Raw genomic sequence first — 12,834 nt, forward strand, 5'->3', positions numbered from 1 at the left:
TTATCTTATTTTCTCATGGACAAACGTCACTTCCTGGGCGCCGCGCTGGCTGCCGGCAGTCTCCCGGCCCTGGCCGGCCCGCCACCGAAAGCACCAATCGGTCCGGCCCTGCTGACGATCAGCGGCGAGATCCGGCGCAGCAACCGGGGGGCCCTGGATCCGGTACGCGACCAGATGATGTTCAAGCAGAAGCTAAGCTTCCCGCGCGCCTTTGCCCTCGATTTCGCAATGGTCGCGGCGCTGCCGGCGCGCACCATCCGGCCCACCCTGGAATACGACGGCAAGCCGCATGCCCTGCGCGGCCCGCTGCTGGCGGACGTGCTGGCGCTCGCCGGCGCGCAGCCGCCGGACGCGGCGAAGGTGGTCTTGCGTGCGGTGGACGGTTATGCGGCCGCCATTCCGATGGCGCAGGTACGCATGTGGAAGATGATCGTGGCGACGCACCTGGACGGCCAGCCGATGGCGCTGGGTGGTCTGGGTCCCTTGTGGGCGGTCTACGATGCGGACCGCGTGCCGGAGATGGCGGCGCGGCCGGTCAAAGAGCGTTTCGGCGCCTGCCCCTGGGCGCTGTACCACATCGAGGTACAGGCCTGAGGCTGGGGTGGGATCGGCGCCTCAGGCGTAGGCTTCGGCCAGGCTCATCACGCGCGGCGTCACGGTGACGCCGACGTTGCCGAACAGCGCCTCGATGGCGGCCAGGTTGGCGGCGCACTCTTCGGCCTTCCAGCCGTTGAACAGGTCGGTGCCGTCCTTCTGGAAATGCAGGTCCAGCACTTTGCCCTTGTCCTTGTGGATATAGCCCTGCTGGTGGGTATTCTTGAAGCCGAGTTCGGCAAGGCCCGCCAGCACGGTCTGCGGCGGATTGTCCGGATCGGTCGCCAGGAAGACGCCAAAGGTCTTGCCGGGCGGTTTCGCGGCGACGTCCACTTCATAGATACCCGGGGCCTTGGTGACGCTGGTGCTCTTCAGGAACAGCATGGTTTTTCCTTTTTTCCTCTTGTCCGCGCGGCGCGGCAGGAAGGCGCGGCGGAGTGCTTGTCTGGTCAACTTCTAGCTTATTGCCACCCGGGAACTTTGTCACCCTTTGTCTGACTTTTTTTGGTTTATCGCAGCAATAGACCAAAAATAGTGCCGCAAATTAACAACGCACAGGCGACCATGCCCGTGATGAAGCCGAATTCGCGCCGCGCCGGATCGCGGTAGTAGCCGAGGGCATAAGCGATGCGGCCCAGGCACCACAGCATGCCGCCCGCCGCCGCCCACAGGTCGCCCAGGAACCAGGCGCACATCCACAGGGGCACCAGCAGCAGGGGCAGCTGCTCCAGGGTATTGGCCTGCACCCGCTGGCTGCGCTGGAACGCTTCCGGTCCGTCCATCGAGGGTGCGGGGATGTTGTGGCGGATGCGGGAACGGCCGGCATTCACGCCGGTCCAGAAATAGACGCCGAGGGCGGCCAGCGTGGCCCAGGCGGTAAAGAACATTGGAACTCCTTCCATGATGATCAGGCGCCGCGCTTGCGGCGCGCGAGCTCGCTGGTGGGCGCCACCAGCGCCTCGTACAGGCGCCCGGTGGCGGGATCCCAGCGTGTGACGGCATCCTGCTGGCGCGCCACGGTGGCGAAGTCGCCGCGCGCCACCGGGCCGCTCAGCGCCGCCTCGGGCCCGATGCGGAACACGTTCGCCAGGGCTTCGCTCGCCAGCGGACGCGCCAGCTCGCGCGCGACGCTTTCCGGCACCCCGGCCGCGGCATAGGCGCGCAGCGCGGCGTCCAGCACCGTCACCAGGTAGTTGGAGGCGAACACCGCCGCCGCGTGGTAGACCGTCTTGGCGGCCGGATCGATGCGCACCGGCCGGGCCCCGATCGCTTCGAACGCCGGTTCGAGCACGGCCAGCGCCTCGGGGTCGCCCTCGACGCCGCACCAGGTGCCGGCAAAGGCGCCGGCCACCGCCTGCGGGTCGGCGAAGCTGCGCACCGGGTGCACGCTGGCGACAAAGGCGCCGGCGGCGCGCGCGGCGGCGAGCTCGGTGGATGCCTTGGCGCCGCTGCAGTGGAACACGATGCTGCCTGCGAGCGGCTGGCTGGCTGCCAGGGCCGCGCAGGCGGGCGCGATGGCGTCGTCCCCCACCGCCACCATCCAGACCCGGGACGGGCGCATCTGCGCCATGTCGTCGCAGGCGCGGCCGGCGCCGATGAAGGCGATGGCCTCCATGGCGCTGCGCCGGCTGCGGGTCAGGACATCCTGGACCACCAGGGCGCTCGTGGCGGCGAACAGGCGCCCCAGCGCGCGGCCGACGTGGCCGGCGCCGACCAGGTTCAATGAAGGCGCCACCTCAGAAACTGGAGCCGGGCAGTTCCAGGAAGGCCAGCTCTTCCGGGTTCGAAGCGCGGCCCAGGATGGCGTTACGGTGCGGGAAGCGGCCGAAGCGGGCGATCACGCCGCGGTGGCGGTGCGCATAATCGAGGGCCTCGTTGAAGCCCTCGTGTTCCTGCGCCAGCGCGGTGAACAGGGTCACGGCCTGCTCCTGCATGCGCGCGTCCTCGGCATGCTCGAAGGGCATGTAGACGAACTGGCGTTCCACCGGCAGCAGGGTCAGGTGGGCGCCGGACTCCACCAGCTGGCGCGCCGCGCCCAGGGCCAGCAAGTCGCCGCCGAAGGATTCCGGCTTGCCGCGGAAGGCGTTGCGGGTGAACTGGTCGAGCACCAGCAGGCGGGCCAGGGTGCCGCGCGGGCCGATCTCGTCCCACTCGCGCAGGCCGCCGGCCACGGCCTGGTGGATCAGGGCGCCGAAGCGCTCGCGGATCTGCGCGTCGAAGGCGTCGTCCTTCCTGAACCATTCGATGCGCTGCTTGCCATGTCCTTCGCTGCCTTCGGGCAGGAACCAGAAATCGAGTACGTCTTGTGCTTGCATGGGTCAACCCCGTTTTGGATAGCGTGTTGTTGTTAGTTGCGTGCGTGGGAGAGCTGGAAAGCCTCCAGTCCCTCGAACTTGGCCAGCTCGTCGGCCAGCTCGGACAGCGGCGCCCCGCTCTTCCTGGACAGCGCCAGCGCGACGAAACGCCATTCCTGGCGCCCTTCGTCGCTGCTGATCGTGAGCGAGCTGCCGGCGATCTCGTAGCCGCGCTCGAGCGCCGCCGCGCGCAGCACGTCCTCGCGCGGCATGACCTCGGGCTTGAAGCGCATCCGCACCGCCACCGCGTGGCGCGAGGGCAGGAAGGATTCGAGCCGGTTCAGGTAGATCATGATCATGCCCGAGAAAAAGGCCAGGCCCATCGCCGCCATGTAGAAGCCCACGCCGACCAGGATGCCGATCGCGGACGAGGCCCAGATCGACGCGGCGGTGGTCAGGCCGCTGATGTTGAAGCCTTCGCGCATGATGACGCCGGCGCCCAGGAAGCCGATGCCGGTCACCACGCCCTGGATGATGCGGGTCGGGTCGACCGGCGCCAGCACGCCGCCATGGCCCCCGTACCAGAAGTCCGGGTAGCCGGCCAGGATCGTCAGGGCCGCCGAGGCCATGCACACCAGCCCGTAGGTGCGCATGCCGGCCGCGCGGCCGTGGTAGGCGCGCTCGTAGCCGACCAGCAGGCCCAGCGCCAGCGCCCCGGCCAGGTGCAGCAGGATCAGGCCGTTGGTGTAGAGCTGGTTCTCGGACCAGTAGGTGGCGAAGAGGTGGTGCGAAGGCATGGGTGTTTCTAGCTTCCCGGCTTCTTGCGCACCAGCTGCTTCTCGAACTCGACGTCGTTCTTGCTGATCCGCTTGACCTCCTGGGGACCGAGGCCGTTGACAAAAGCCACGAAGTCGTCCAGCTCGAGCGGGGCATTCAGCGCCGGCGCGCCGGGCGCCTCGGAAAGGAAGAACAGCCCGTCGCCGGTGCGTGCCATCGAGTAGCCGGTATTCCCGGTGCGCTTCTTGAGGCGCTCGACCGCCGCACTGGCGCGGGTGGAACGTGAGCTGGCCACTAGATTGCCTCCGTGCGTTTGATCAGCCAGTCGCGTGCCGCGCCGTTTACATGCGGCTCGAGGCGTGCGCGGACGGTGGCGTGGTAGGCGTTCAGCCAGGCGATTTCGTCTTCGCGCAGCAGCGAGCGATCGAGCGGGCGGGTATCGATCGGGCACAGGGTGAGCGTTTCGAAGCCCAGGTACTCGCCGAACTCGGTGCTGTCGACGATCTGGTTCAGCACCAGGTTCTCGATGCGGATACCCCAGCGGCCCGGGCGATAGATGCCCGGCTCGATCGAGGTGATCATGCCCGGCTCCATCGCGGTGTGCGGGTCCGGCGGCACGGCCGGGGAAATCGTCTGCGGGCCTTCGTGCACGTTCAGGAAGTAGCCGACGCCGTGGCCGGTGCCGTGGCCGTAGTCGATGCCGGCGGCCCAGATCGGCGCGCGCGCGATGGCGTCCAGCAGCGGCGCGCGGGTGCCGCGCGGGAAGCGCGTGCTGGATAGGTTGATCAGGCCCTTGAGCACCAGGGTGTAGTCGCGCTTCTGCGCTTCCGATGGGGTGCCGACCGGGATCACGCGGGTGATGTCGGTGGTGCCGCCCAGGTACTGGCCACCGGAGTCGATCAGCAGCAGGCCATCGCCTTCGATGGTGGCGCAAGTCTCTTGCGCGGCGCGGTAGTGCATGATCGCGCCGTTCGCGTTGAAACCGGCGATGGTCGAGAAGCTCGGGCTGATGAAGTTCGGACGGCGCGCACGGCTTGCGGTGATGTGGGTGTCGATCGCGACTTCGTCGAGCGGAGCACGGGCTGCGTTCTCGAGTTCGGGCTCGAGCCAGGAGAAGAATTCGCACAGCGCCGCGCCGTCCTGCTCCATGGCGGCGCGCACGTTGACGGCTTCGCTATCGAGCTTCTTCGACTTGGCGAAGGTGGTCGGGTTGATCGCCTCGACCACGTTCACGCCCTCGCTTACTGCGGCGCGCATCCCGGCGGTGACGCGGCGCGGGTCGAGCAGCAGGGTGGCGCCGTCCGGCAGCGCGGACAGCGCGGTGGCGGCGTTCGCATACGGCGCCAGGTGCACGCCGTCCGCTTCCAGGCGGGCGCGCACCTCCGCCGGCACCTTGCCCTCGCCGACGAAGAGGGTCGCATCGGCGCGGCCGATCAGGGCGTGGGCCAGGAACACCGGGTTGAAGCTGACGTCGGCGCCGCGCAGGTTGAACAGGTAGGCGATGTCGTCCAGCGTCGAGATGAAGTGGAAACCGGCGCCGTGCTGCTCCATCGCGGCGCGGGTGGCGGCCAGCTTGTCGGCGCGCGCCATGGTCGCATAGGGCGGCAGGTGTTCGAAGACGGCGTCGGCCGGCAGGCCCGGGCGCTCGCTCCACACTTCGTCGAGCAGGTCGATGTCCGTGCGCAGGCGGATGTTCCTGGCCGTCAGCGCGTCCGCCAACAGGCGGGCGCCGGCCAGGCCGAGCACGCGCGCATCGACCGCCACGGTCTGGCCTGCGGCCAGGTTCGCGGCCAGCCAGTCCACGTGCAGCTGGCTGGCGGCGCCCGGGATCTTCATCAGGGCGATGTCGGTGCCGGCCAGTTCGGTCTCGGCTTGCGTCCAGTAGCGGCCGTCGGTCCACACGCCCGCGAAGTTCGCGGTGGCGATGAAGGTGCCGACCGAGCCGGTGAAGCCGGACAGCCACTCGCGTCCCTTCCAGTGGCCGGGCAGGTATTCCGACAGGTGCGGGTCGCTCGAGGGCACGACATAGGCGTCGATGCCGGCGCGCGCCATCGCGCCGCGCAGTGCGGCGAGCCGCTGGGCAATCGTGGAAACCGGGGCTTGTTCGAATACTGGAGAGGACATGGCTTGGTGGTTCAGGTTGTTTTCCAAGCCACGTATGATACGCCGCAATGCGCCAACGTGGCGCGTCCACATATTGCGCCAGGACATCATCCGCTACAATGTTCGAAAGAACAGGAGACCGACATGGATTTCGAAGCGGCCAAGGATATCTGCCGCAGCCTGCCCGGCTGCACGGAAGATACCAAGTGGGACAACGACACCGTCTTCTCGGTGGGCGCCAGGATGTTCGCCGTGACCAGCAAGGACCTGCCCGCGCAGGGCTTCAGCTTCAAGGTCGACGATGAGCGCTTCCTCGAACTGACCGACCGGCCCGGCATCATCCCCGCGCCCTACCTGGCGCGCGCCAAGTGGGTCCATGTGACGCCAGAAGCCCGGCTCGACGACGACGAGCTGGCCGCCCTGCTGCGTCGCTCATACGAGCTGGTCTTCGCCAGGCTCACCCGCAAGCTGCAGCGCGAGATCACCGGCTGATTGCAAGCGGAACACCCCCGCCCGCTCGGCGGGCGCATAATCGACCCGCCCTTCCTCAGAACCTGAACCAAGAGTGAACATGCAAGACTACCACCACGACCGTGCCCGCGCCCTGCTGGCCAACGCCACCCAGATCGTCACGCCGGAAGAAGTGCAGGCCGCCGTCAAGCGCGTCGCCGTGCAGCTCAACACCCGCTTCAACGCGGAGAAATCCTTCCCGCTGGTGCTGGGCGTGATGGGCGGCGCCGTCGTCTTCACCGGGAACCTGCTGCCCCAGCTCGACTTCCCGCTCGAATTCGACTACATCCACGTCAGCCGCTACGGCGACGCCGACCGCGGCGGCCAGATCGTCTGGAAGGTCATCCCGCGCCAGGACGTCACCGGCCGCACCATCGTGGTCGTCGACGACATCCTCGACGAAGGCGAGACCCTGGCGCACGTGAAGCAGCGCCTGCTGGACATGGGCGCGGCCGAAGTCATCATCGCGGTATTCGCCGACAAGGACCTCAAGCGCGCCAAGCCGATCAAGGCCGACCTCATCGGCCTCACGCTGCCGAACGAGTTCGTGGTCGGCTTCGGCATGGACGTGTACAACTACTGGCGCAACCTGCCGGGCCTGTGGTCGATCAGCCAGGCCGACCTGAGCGCGGCCGAGCCGGAACCGGAGTTTCCCGTCCCCGACGCGAAGAAGCTCGATTAAGTAGGGTGTTCGGCTTCGCCGAACGCGCGTTCAGCTCCCGGAAGCGCAGCGGGAGCTCAAACAGGATTTGAACGCGCGGTCGGCAGAGCCGACCACCCTACAAACCGAGGCGCGCACGCGCCGCGGCGTATTCGGCCTTCAGCCGCTCCACCATCTCCGCCACGGTCGGCACGTCGTCCATCAGGCCCACGCCCTGCCCGGCGCCCCAGATGTCGCGCCAGGCCTTGGCGCTGCCGGAACCGAAGCTCATCTTGCTCTTGTCCGATTCCGGCAGGTTGTCCGGATCGAGGCCTGCCGCGACGATCGACTTCTTCAGGTAGTTGCCGTGCACGCCCGTGAACAGGTTGGTGTAGACCACGTCGGCCGCCGTCGAGTCGACGATGGCGTCGCGGTAGGCGTCGCTGACGTTCGACTCCTTCGTCGCCAGCCAGCGCGAGCCGATGTAGGCGAAGTCGGCGCCCATGGCCTGGGCCGCCAGGATGGCGTCGCCGGTGGCGATCGAACCGGACAGCGCGATCGGCCCCTTGAAGAACTTGCGCACCTCGCCGACCAGGGCGAAGGGCGACAGCGCGCCCGCATGGCCGCCGGCGCCGGCCGCCACCAGGATCAGGCCGTCCACGCCCGCCTCCAATGCCTTTTCCGCGTGGCGGATCGAGACCACGTCGTGCATCACGATGCCGCCGTAGGCGTGCACCGCGTCCAGCATCTCTTTCGGCGGCGCGCGCAGCGAGGAGATGATGATCGGCACCTGGTGCTTCACGCAGACCTCGACGTCGTGCGCCAGGCGGTCGTTCGACTGGTGCACGATCTGGTTCACGGCGATCGGGCCGACCTTCTTGCCCGGATTGGCGGCCTGGTAGTCGGCCAGCTCGGCCTGCAGATCGGTGAGCCAGGTGTCGAGCAGCTCGGCCGGACGCGCGTTCAGGGCCGGGAAGGAACCGACGATGCCGGCCTTGCACTGGGCCGCCACCAGGGCGGGACCGCTGGCGATGAACATCGGCGAAGCGATGACGGGAAGGGTCAGGTCTTGCAGCACGGGTGGCAAGGTCATGGGCAGCTTTCGATGATCAGGTTGGTGAACGGTCTGTCAGGCATTATAGCCCTGAAAAAAGAACGATCGTGCTAGATTCTGGCCTCTAAATTCCTCCTAAGCGTCGCGCAGCAGCCTCCCCTCGATGCGGGCGGCGCCGGCGCGCACCAGGACGGCCACAAGCCACTGCGCCAGCTCCTCTGCGGTCCGGCCGAGGTAGTGAGTACGCACTCGCTCCACCAGAGGAATCGCTCCCAGCAGGCCCGGCAGGGATTCCAGCGCGAGTTCCCGCCGCTCCAGCAGCAGGAACTTGAGCAGCACCTTGACCGCGTTTTCGGCATTGCGCACGGGGTCGCTGCTGAGGTAATCGAGCCGCGCGCGCGCCCGTTCCAAGGCGCCGGCCACGTCCTCGAACACGGCGCCATGCCCGGGCACCACGACGCGCGGCCCCAGGGCCGCGATCAGGTCGAGGGTCGCGCCGACCTCGAGAAAGCCCGGTTCCCCCGCCAGTTCCGGGAAGATCACGCCGAAGCCGTTCTCCCACAGTGCGTCGCCCGAGATCAGGATGCCCTCTTCCGCGCAGAACAGCAGCAGCGCGTGCGGGTCGTGGCCGGGCGCCGCCAGCACATCCCAGCGCAGGCCGCCCAGCTGCACGCCATCGCCGGGCGCCAAGGTGGCGTCGAAGGTAAAACGCGCGCACTGCTGGCCGGTGGCGCGGTAGCTGAGCGCCTCCTCGTCCCAGGCCGCGACCTTGGGCGCATCCAGGGCGGGAATCGCGGTGTGGCAGCCGTAATGGGCCTGCAGCAGCGCATTGCCGCCACAGTGGTCGGAATGCAGGTGGGTGTTGAGCAGGCGCCCGAGGGGCCGGCCCTGCAGGGCGTGGCGCAGCAGCGCCAGCGTCTGCGGCGCGTGCGTGACGTAGCCGCTGTCGACCAGCGCCGTCTCGTCCGGCCCGGTGAACAGCACATTGTTGGACGACAGCCAGCCGCGCTCGAAGACCTGGATGGAAGTGGGCAGCCGGATCGTCATCTCAGCCCCAGTCGATCTCGGCTTCGCGGCGGCGGATCTCGGCCCAGACGGCGCGCTTGTAGGCGTCATCGGCCTTGCCCCAGGCGACGATCTCCTCGATCGTGCGCATGCAACCCTGGCACAGGCCGGTTTCGGGGACCATCCGGCACACGTTGATGCAGGGCGAGGGGACGGGAGTCTGTTCTTCGGGGTTCATCAAGCAGGAGGTCAAAGATGGGCGGCGATGCCGGAAAAATAAGCACAGAGGGCGACGCCGACCATCGCCACGACGACGTAGCGGCTGCCGCGGTCCTTCAGCGCATACAGTACCGGATCGTCGTCCATCTCGCCGCGCGCGGTCTTGATCCACAGGCGGCCGAGCCAGTAGATCATCAGGGCCACCAGGCCCCACAGCAGCGCCGGGCTGGCATAGCGCTCCTGCGTTTCCGGCGCGTTGATGAAGAGGCCCAGCACCACCACCGCGCACAAGGCCGAGGCCAGTCCCATCGGCCACAGCACCGCCAGGTCGACCACGCGGTAGTCGCGTCCATGCGCACTGGCCTGGCCGCGCGCCTGCAGCAGCTGCAGCTCGGAGCAGCGCTTGACCAGCGCCAGGCTGAGGAAGAGGAAGAGCGAGAAGGCCAGCAGCCAGGAACTCGTGTGGATGCCGACCGCCACCGAGCCGGTGACGATGCGCATCGTGTACAGGAGCGAAAGCACCAGCACGTCGACCAGCACGCGCTCCTTCAGTGACCAGGAGTAGGCCGTGGTCAGCACCACGTAGGCCAGCAGCATGGCGGCGAAAGCGGGTTTCACGAGAAAGGCCAGCGCGAAGCTCGTTCCCAGCAGGAGCACGGCCGCCGCCACGCCCGCGGTGATGGGCAGGGCGCCGCTGGCGAAGGGCCGCTGGCGCTTGCGCGGGTGCTTGCGGTCGTTGCCGAGGTCCCACAGGTCGTTGGCGATATAGGTGGCGGAGGCGGCGAGCGAGAAGCACAGGAAAGCCAGCGCCATGACAGCCAGGTCCCCTGGCAGGAAGGAAAACGCGGTCAGCATCGGCACGAAGAGCAGCAGGTTCTTGGCCCACTGGTGCATGCGCAGCGCCTTTCGCCACACGGCCAGGCCGGCCGCGGGCTGCGCGAATTCGCGTTCGACCGGATGGCGGGCGCGCACGGTGCGCGCCACGGCGTTCGACGCCCCCACCAGCACGGCGGCCTGTGCTCCTCCCCATACCGGCAGGTCGGCCGCGCAGTCGCCGGCATAGGCGAAATCGGGGCCGACTTCTGCGCGGATCGCGGCCAGCTTGTTCGGCCCCTTCAGGTTGCGCCTTTCGTCGGTGGCGAGCACGCGGTCGAACAGGCCCAGGTGGCCCGCCACGCCCTCGGCGATCGAGCGGTGCGCGGCGGTGGCCAGCACCAGCTCGCGTCCGCCGGCGCGTTCATGGCGCAGGTAGTCGAGCAGGTCCTCGCGGTAGGGCAACTCGTCGGGCCTGATGGTGACGCGGCGCGCGATTTCGCTTTTCATCGTCTCGCGCCCACGCAGCAGCCAGAAGGGCAGCCTGAGCAGGGCGAGCGGATCGTGTTTGGCCAGCAGCAGCACGGATTCGACCAGGGTGTCGGTCGGGGTCAGGGTGCCGTCGAGGTCGACCACCAGCGGGATGGTCGAGGTGGATGGCGCGTGGTTCGCCTGTTGGGGATCCGGCATGGCTGGCTCGCTCTGGGTTGAAGAAACTACAAGTCAACATTATCGCTGATCGGCGTCGCCCTGCCTATGCGGCCTCCGACGGGCCCGCCTTGCGCGCCACCCGTGCCGCGAAACGGACAGGATCGATCAGGCAGCGCTCGTGTTCGCCCTCGCAGACCTTTTCCGCCTCGTCCCAGGCCTCGACCCGGAAACGCACCCGCTGGCCCTCGACAGCCAGGACCTCGCCGCGGATGGTCAGGCGCATGCCCGGGGGCGTGGGCGCCAGGTGGCGGAAATTCACCATGGTGCCCAAGCTCTGCTCGCGCGGCCAGTCCATGAAGGGCATCAGGCCATGCAGGCAGGCCAGTTCCATCATGCCGACCAGGTAGCCGGTGGCCAGCACCTCCGGCATGTCGCGGCAAAAGGGCGTGTCGTGGTAGAGCTCGGGCACGGTGGCCCGTGCGGGGATGGTGTATTGCCATTCGAAGCAATGGCCGAGTTGTATTTCTGCACGCATGTGCGCAGATTAACGCAGCCCGGCGCATTTGGGTGGATTCCGCTTGACCTGCGAAATCACAGGCGTACACTCCAGAGACCATCCAGCTGGATGGTGCAAGCGTGGCGTAAGGAATCGGAAGGCATCATGAAACAGGAATTGATACGGCCGGGGGACCTCGAGAAGATCACGATCAACCTGGGGCCGATCGACCTCGGCCAGATCGACCTCTTGGTGAGCGAAGGCTTTTATGCGAACCGTTCGGACCTGATCCGCACCGCGATCCGCAACCAGCTGCAGGCGCACGCCGAGGTGGTGCGCCAGACTGTCGCACGGCGCAGCCTGGTGCTGGGCATGCACCATTACACGCGCGCCGACCTCGAGCGCGCCCGCGCAGCCGGCGAGCGGCTGCAGATCCAGGTGCTCGGCATGGCCAGCATCGCCAACGACGTGCCGGCCGAGCTGGCGCTGGAGACCATCGAATCGATCGTCGTCCTCGGCGCCCTGCATGCGAGCAGCGCCGTCAAGACCGCACTCGCGGAACGTATCCGCTGAAGGAAAACCCATGAAAATGAACCTGCACCTGCTGTCACAGATGCGCAAGGCCACCCGCAAGCTCTTGAAGCAGACGCCGGTGGACACCGCCGCCATCGTGAAGGAAGCGATGAAGCAGGCCAGCGCCTTCCAGCACGGCGGCCCGGCGGCGAAGGCCGCGCCCGACATGCTGGCCGAGCTCCAGCGCAGCATGGACGCCGTACGCGAGCAGTTCGGCGGCCTGCCCGGACAGGAACAGCCCACGCCCTGGCCCGGCAGCTTCACCGCAGGCAGCCACACCACGCCGGCGGGCACGCGCCAGTACAAGCTCTATGTGCCGAGCACGTACCAGGAAAATGGCATCGCCGCGCCCCTGATCGTGATGCTGCACGGCTGCACCCAGGATCCGGACGATTTCGCCCACGGCACCGGCATGAATGCGCTGGCGGAAGAGATGGGCTGCCTGGTTGTCTACCCGGCCCAGTCGCAGGCGGCCAATCCTTCGCGCTGCTGGAACTGGTTCAATGAAAGCGACCAGCGCCGCGGCCAGGGCGAGCCCGCGATCATCGCCGGCATCACCCGCGCCATCATGGAAACCCATGCGGTCGATTCGCGCCAGGTCTATGTGGCGGGCCTGTCGGCCGGCGGCGCGATGGCCATCATCATGGGCACCCTGTATCCGGAGCTGTACGCGGCGGTGGGCGTGCATTCCGGCCTGCCCTTCGCCTCGGCGAACGACCTGCCCTCCGCGCTGGCCGCGATGAAAGGGGACTTCCGGCGCAGCCAGGCGCCGGGACGCAGCCTGCCGATCATCGTCTTCCACGGCGACCGCGACACCACGGTCCACCCCGCGAACGGCGAGGAACTGGTGGCGCGCAGCCGCGCCCGAAAGACCGCGGTCGAACCGGGCCAGGTCCCGAACGGCCACGCCTTCACGCGCACCGTGCACCACCACGACGACGGCAGCGTGCACGCCGAGCACTGGGTGATCCACGGCGCCGGCCACGCCTGGTCGGGCGGGAATGCGCGCGGCAGCTATACGGACGGGAAGGGGCCGGATGCGAGCCGGGAGATGCTGCGCTTTTTCCGCACGCAGCGTTGATGGGTTTTGTAGGGTGGTCGGCTC

General features: G+C 68.0%; 17 protein-coding genes. 5 read left to right on the top strand and 12 right to left on the bottom strand.

Features of this window, described 5'->3' with window-relative positions; translation table 11 throughout:
• The first annotated feature begins 15 nt into the window (after positions 1-15).
• Positions 16-594: a putative pterin-binding protein gene (locus NX780_RS04940; RefSeq protein ID WP_258826735.1), complete on the top strand. Its 579-nt coding sequence runs from the start codon at positions 16-18 to the stop codon at positions 592-594.
• A 21-nt stretch (positions 595-615) separates the two neighbouring features.
• Here the strand turns inward: NX780_RS04940 and NX780_RS04945 are convergent, their stop codons facing one another.
• From NX780_RS04945 to NX780_RS04975, 7 genes are all read right to left on the bottom strand, one after another.
• On the bottom strand, positions 616-978 hold the full coding sequence (locus NX780_RS04945) for a hypothetical protein (RefSeq protein ID WP_258826736.1): 363 nt from the start codon (positions 976-978) through the stop codon (positions 616-618).
• Positions 979-1,103: 125 nt separating this feature from the next.
• Positions 1,104-1,481, bottom strand: coding sequence for an MAPEG family protein (locus NX780_RS04950; protein WP_258826737.1), 378 nt, complete (start codon positions 1,479-1,481; stop codon positions 1,104-1,106).
• Positions 1,482-1,501: 20 nt separating this feature from the next.
• Complete coding sequence (locus NX780_RS04955; RefSeq protein WP_258826738.1) at positions 1,502-2,329, bottom strand: Rossmann-like and DUF2520 domain-containing protein; 828 nt, start codon at positions 2,327-2,329, stop codon at positions 1,502-1,504.
• A gap of 1 nt (position 2,330) precedes the next feature.
• Positions 2,331-2,909: a DUF924 family protein gene (locus tag NX780_RS04960; RefSeq protein WP_258826739.1), complete on the bottom strand. Its 579-nt coding sequence runs from the start codon at positions 2,907-2,909 to the stop codon at positions 2,331-2,333.
• A 32-nt stretch (positions 2,910-2,941) separates the two neighbouring features.
• A complete protein-coding gene (locus NX780_RS04965) occupies positions 2,942-3,685 on the bottom strand; it encodes an MgtC/SapB family protein (protein WP_258826740.1) in 744 nt (247 codons plus the stop codon).
• 8 nt (positions 3,686-3,693) lie between these two features.
• Positions 3,694-3,960: a hypothetical protein gene (locus tag NX780_RS04970; RefSeq protein ID WP_258826741.1), complete on the bottom strand. Its 267-nt coding sequence runs from the start codon at positions 3,958-3,960 to the stop codon at positions 3,694-3,696.
• On the bottom strand, positions 3,960-5,789 hold the full coding sequence (locus tag NX780_RS04975) for an aminopeptidase P family protein (RefSeq protein ID WP_258826742.1): 1,830 nt from the start codon (positions 5,787-5,789) through the stop codon (positions 3,960-3,962). Before NX780_RS04975 ends, NX780_RS04970 begins: the two co-directional genes overlap by 1 nt.
• A gap of 123 nt (positions 5,790-5,912) precedes the next feature.
• Between NX780_RS04975 and NX780_RS04980 the strand changes: the two genes are divergently transcribed.
• Both NX780_RS04980 and NX780_RS04985 read left to right on the top strand, forming a co-directional pair.
• On the top strand, positions 5,913-6,260 hold the full coding sequence (locus tag NX780_RS04980; protein ID WP_258826743.1) for an MmcQ/YjbR family DNA-binding protein: 348 nt from the start codon (positions 5,913-5,915) through the stop codon (positions 6,258-6,260).
• A gap of 79 nt (positions 6,261-6,339) precedes the next feature.
• Entirely contained in the window at positions 6,340-6,960 is a 621-nt protein-coding gene (locus NX780_RS04985; RefSeq protein ID WP_258826744.1) for a hypoxanthine-guanine phosphoribosyltransferase, read from the top strand.
• 97 nt (positions 6,961-7,057) lie between these two features.
• Here the strand turns inward: NX780_RS04985 and NX780_RS04990 are convergent, their stop codons facing one another.
• The 5 genes from NX780_RS04990 to NX780_RS05010 all read right to left on the bottom strand — a co-directional run bounded on the left by NX780_RS04990 (position 7,058) and on the right by NX780_RS05010 (position 11,195).
• Complete coding sequence (locus NX780_RS04990; protein WP_258826745.1) at positions 7,058-8,011, bottom strand: NAD(P)H-dependent flavin oxidoreductase; 954 nt, start codon at positions 8,009-8,011, stop codon at positions 7,058-7,060.
• A 96-nt stretch (positions 8,012-8,107) separates the two neighbouring features.
• Positions 8,108-9,019: an MBL fold metallo-hydrolase gene (locus NX780_RS04995; protein ID WP_258826746.1), complete on the bottom strand. Its 912-nt coding sequence runs from the start codon at positions 9,017-9,019 to the stop codon at positions 8,108-8,110.
• A 1-nt stretch (position 9,020) separates the two neighbouring features.
• Positions 9,021-9,215, bottom strand: coding sequence for a DUF1289 domain-containing protein (locus NX780_RS05000; RefSeq protein ID WP_258826747.1), 195 nt, complete (start codon positions 9,213-9,215; stop codon positions 9,021-9,023).
• Between the two features lie 11 nt (positions 9,216-9,226).
• Entirely contained in the window at positions 9,227-10,699 is a 1,473-nt protein-coding gene (locus NX780_RS05005) for a UbiA family prenyltransferase (protein ID WP_258826748.1), read from the bottom strand.
• A 64-nt stretch (positions 10,700-10,763) separates the two neighbouring features.
• Positions 10,764-11,195, bottom strand: a complete 432-nt coding sequence (locus NX780_RS05010; RefSeq protein ID WP_258826749.1) for a thioesterase family protein — start codon at positions 11,193-11,195, stop codon at positions 10,764-10,766.
• A 126-nt stretch (positions 11,196-11,321) separates the two neighbouring features.
• On the opposite strand from NX780_RS05010, the gene NX780_RS05015 reads away from it, so the two are divergent.
• Entirely contained in the window at positions 11,322-11,729 is a 408-nt protein-coding gene (locus NX780_RS05015) for a ribbon-helix-helix domain-containing protein (protein ID WP_258826750.1), read from the top strand.
• Between the two features lie 10 nt (positions 11,730-11,739).
• Positions 11,740-12,810: an extracellular catalytic domain type 1 short-chain-length polyhydroxyalkanoate depolymerase gene (locus tag NX780_RS05020; protein ID WP_258826751.1), complete on the top strand. Its 1,071-nt coding sequence runs from the start codon at positions 11,740-11,742 to the stop codon at positions 12,808-12,810.
• The last annotated feature ends 24 nt before the right edge of the window (positions 12,811-12,834 follow it).

The sequence above is a fragment of the Massilia agri genome, assembly GCF_024753255.1.
Classification (GTDB): domain Bacteria; phylum Pseudomonadota; class Gammaproteobacteria; order Burkholderiales; family Burkholderiaceae_D; genus Telluria; species Telluria agri.

Bases quoted from the DNA above. Each gene is read 5' to 3' on its own strand.
- NX780_RS05010 (WP_258826749.1), bottom strand. From the start codon at position 11,195: ATGCGTGCAGAAATACAACTCGGCCATTGCTTCGAATGGCAATACACC.
- NX780_RS04995 (WP_258826746.1), bottom strand. From the start codon at position 9,019: ATGACGATCCGGCTGCCCACTTCCATCCAGGTCTTCGAGCGCGGCTGG.
- NX780_RS04945 (WP_258826736.1), bottom strand. From the start codon at position 978: ATGCTGTTCCTGAAGAGCACCAGCGTCACCAAGGCCCCGGGTATCTAT.
- NX780_RS05015 (WP_258826750.1), top strand. From the start codon at position 11,322: ATGAAACAGGAATTGATACGGCCGGGGGACCTCGAGAAGATCACGATC.
- NX780_RS04975 (WP_258826742.1), bottom strand. From the start codon at position 5,789: ATGTCCTCTCCAGTATTCGAACAAGCCCCGGTTTCCACGATTGCCCAG.
- NX780_RS04950 (WP_258826737.1), bottom strand. From the start codon at position 1,481: ATGTTCTTTACCGCCTGGGCCACGCTGGCCGCCCTCGGCGTCTATTTC.
- NX780_RS04940 (WP_258826735.1), top strand. From the start codon at position 16: ATGGACAAACGTCACTTCCTGGGCGCCGCGCTGGCTGCCGGCAGTCTC.
- NX780_RS04990 (WP_258826745.1), bottom strand. From the start codon at position 8,011: ATGACCTTGCCACCCGTGCTGCAAGACCTGACCCTTCCCGTCATCGCT.
- NX780_RS04985 (WP_258826744.1), top strand. From the start codon at position 6,340: ATGCAAGACTACCACCACGACCGTGCCCGCGCCCTGCTGGCCAACGCC.
- NX780_RS05020 (WP_258826751.1), top strand. From the start codon at position 11,740: ATGAAAATGAACCTGCACCTGCTGTCACAGATGCGCAAGGCCACCCGC.
- NX780_RS05005 (WP_258826748.1), bottom strand. From the start codon at position 10,699: ATGCCGGATCCCCAACAGGCGAACCACGCGCCATCCACCTCGACCATC.
- NX780_RS05000 (WP_258826747.1), bottom strand. From the start codon at position 9,215: ATGAACCCCGAAGAACAGACTCCCGTCCCCTCGCCCTGCATCAACGTG.
- NX780_RS04965 (WP_258826740.1), bottom strand. From the start codon at position 3,685: ATGCCTTCGCACCACCTCTTCGCCACCTACTGGTCCGAGAACCAGCTC.
- NX780_RS04960 (WP_258826739.1), bottom strand. From the start codon at position 2,909: ATGCAAGCACAAGACGTACTCGATTTCTGGTTCCTGCCCGAAGGCAGC.
- NX780_RS04980 (WP_258826743.1), top strand. From the start codon at position 5,913: ATGGATTTCGAAGCGGCCAAGGATATCTGCCGCAGCCTGCCCGGCTGC.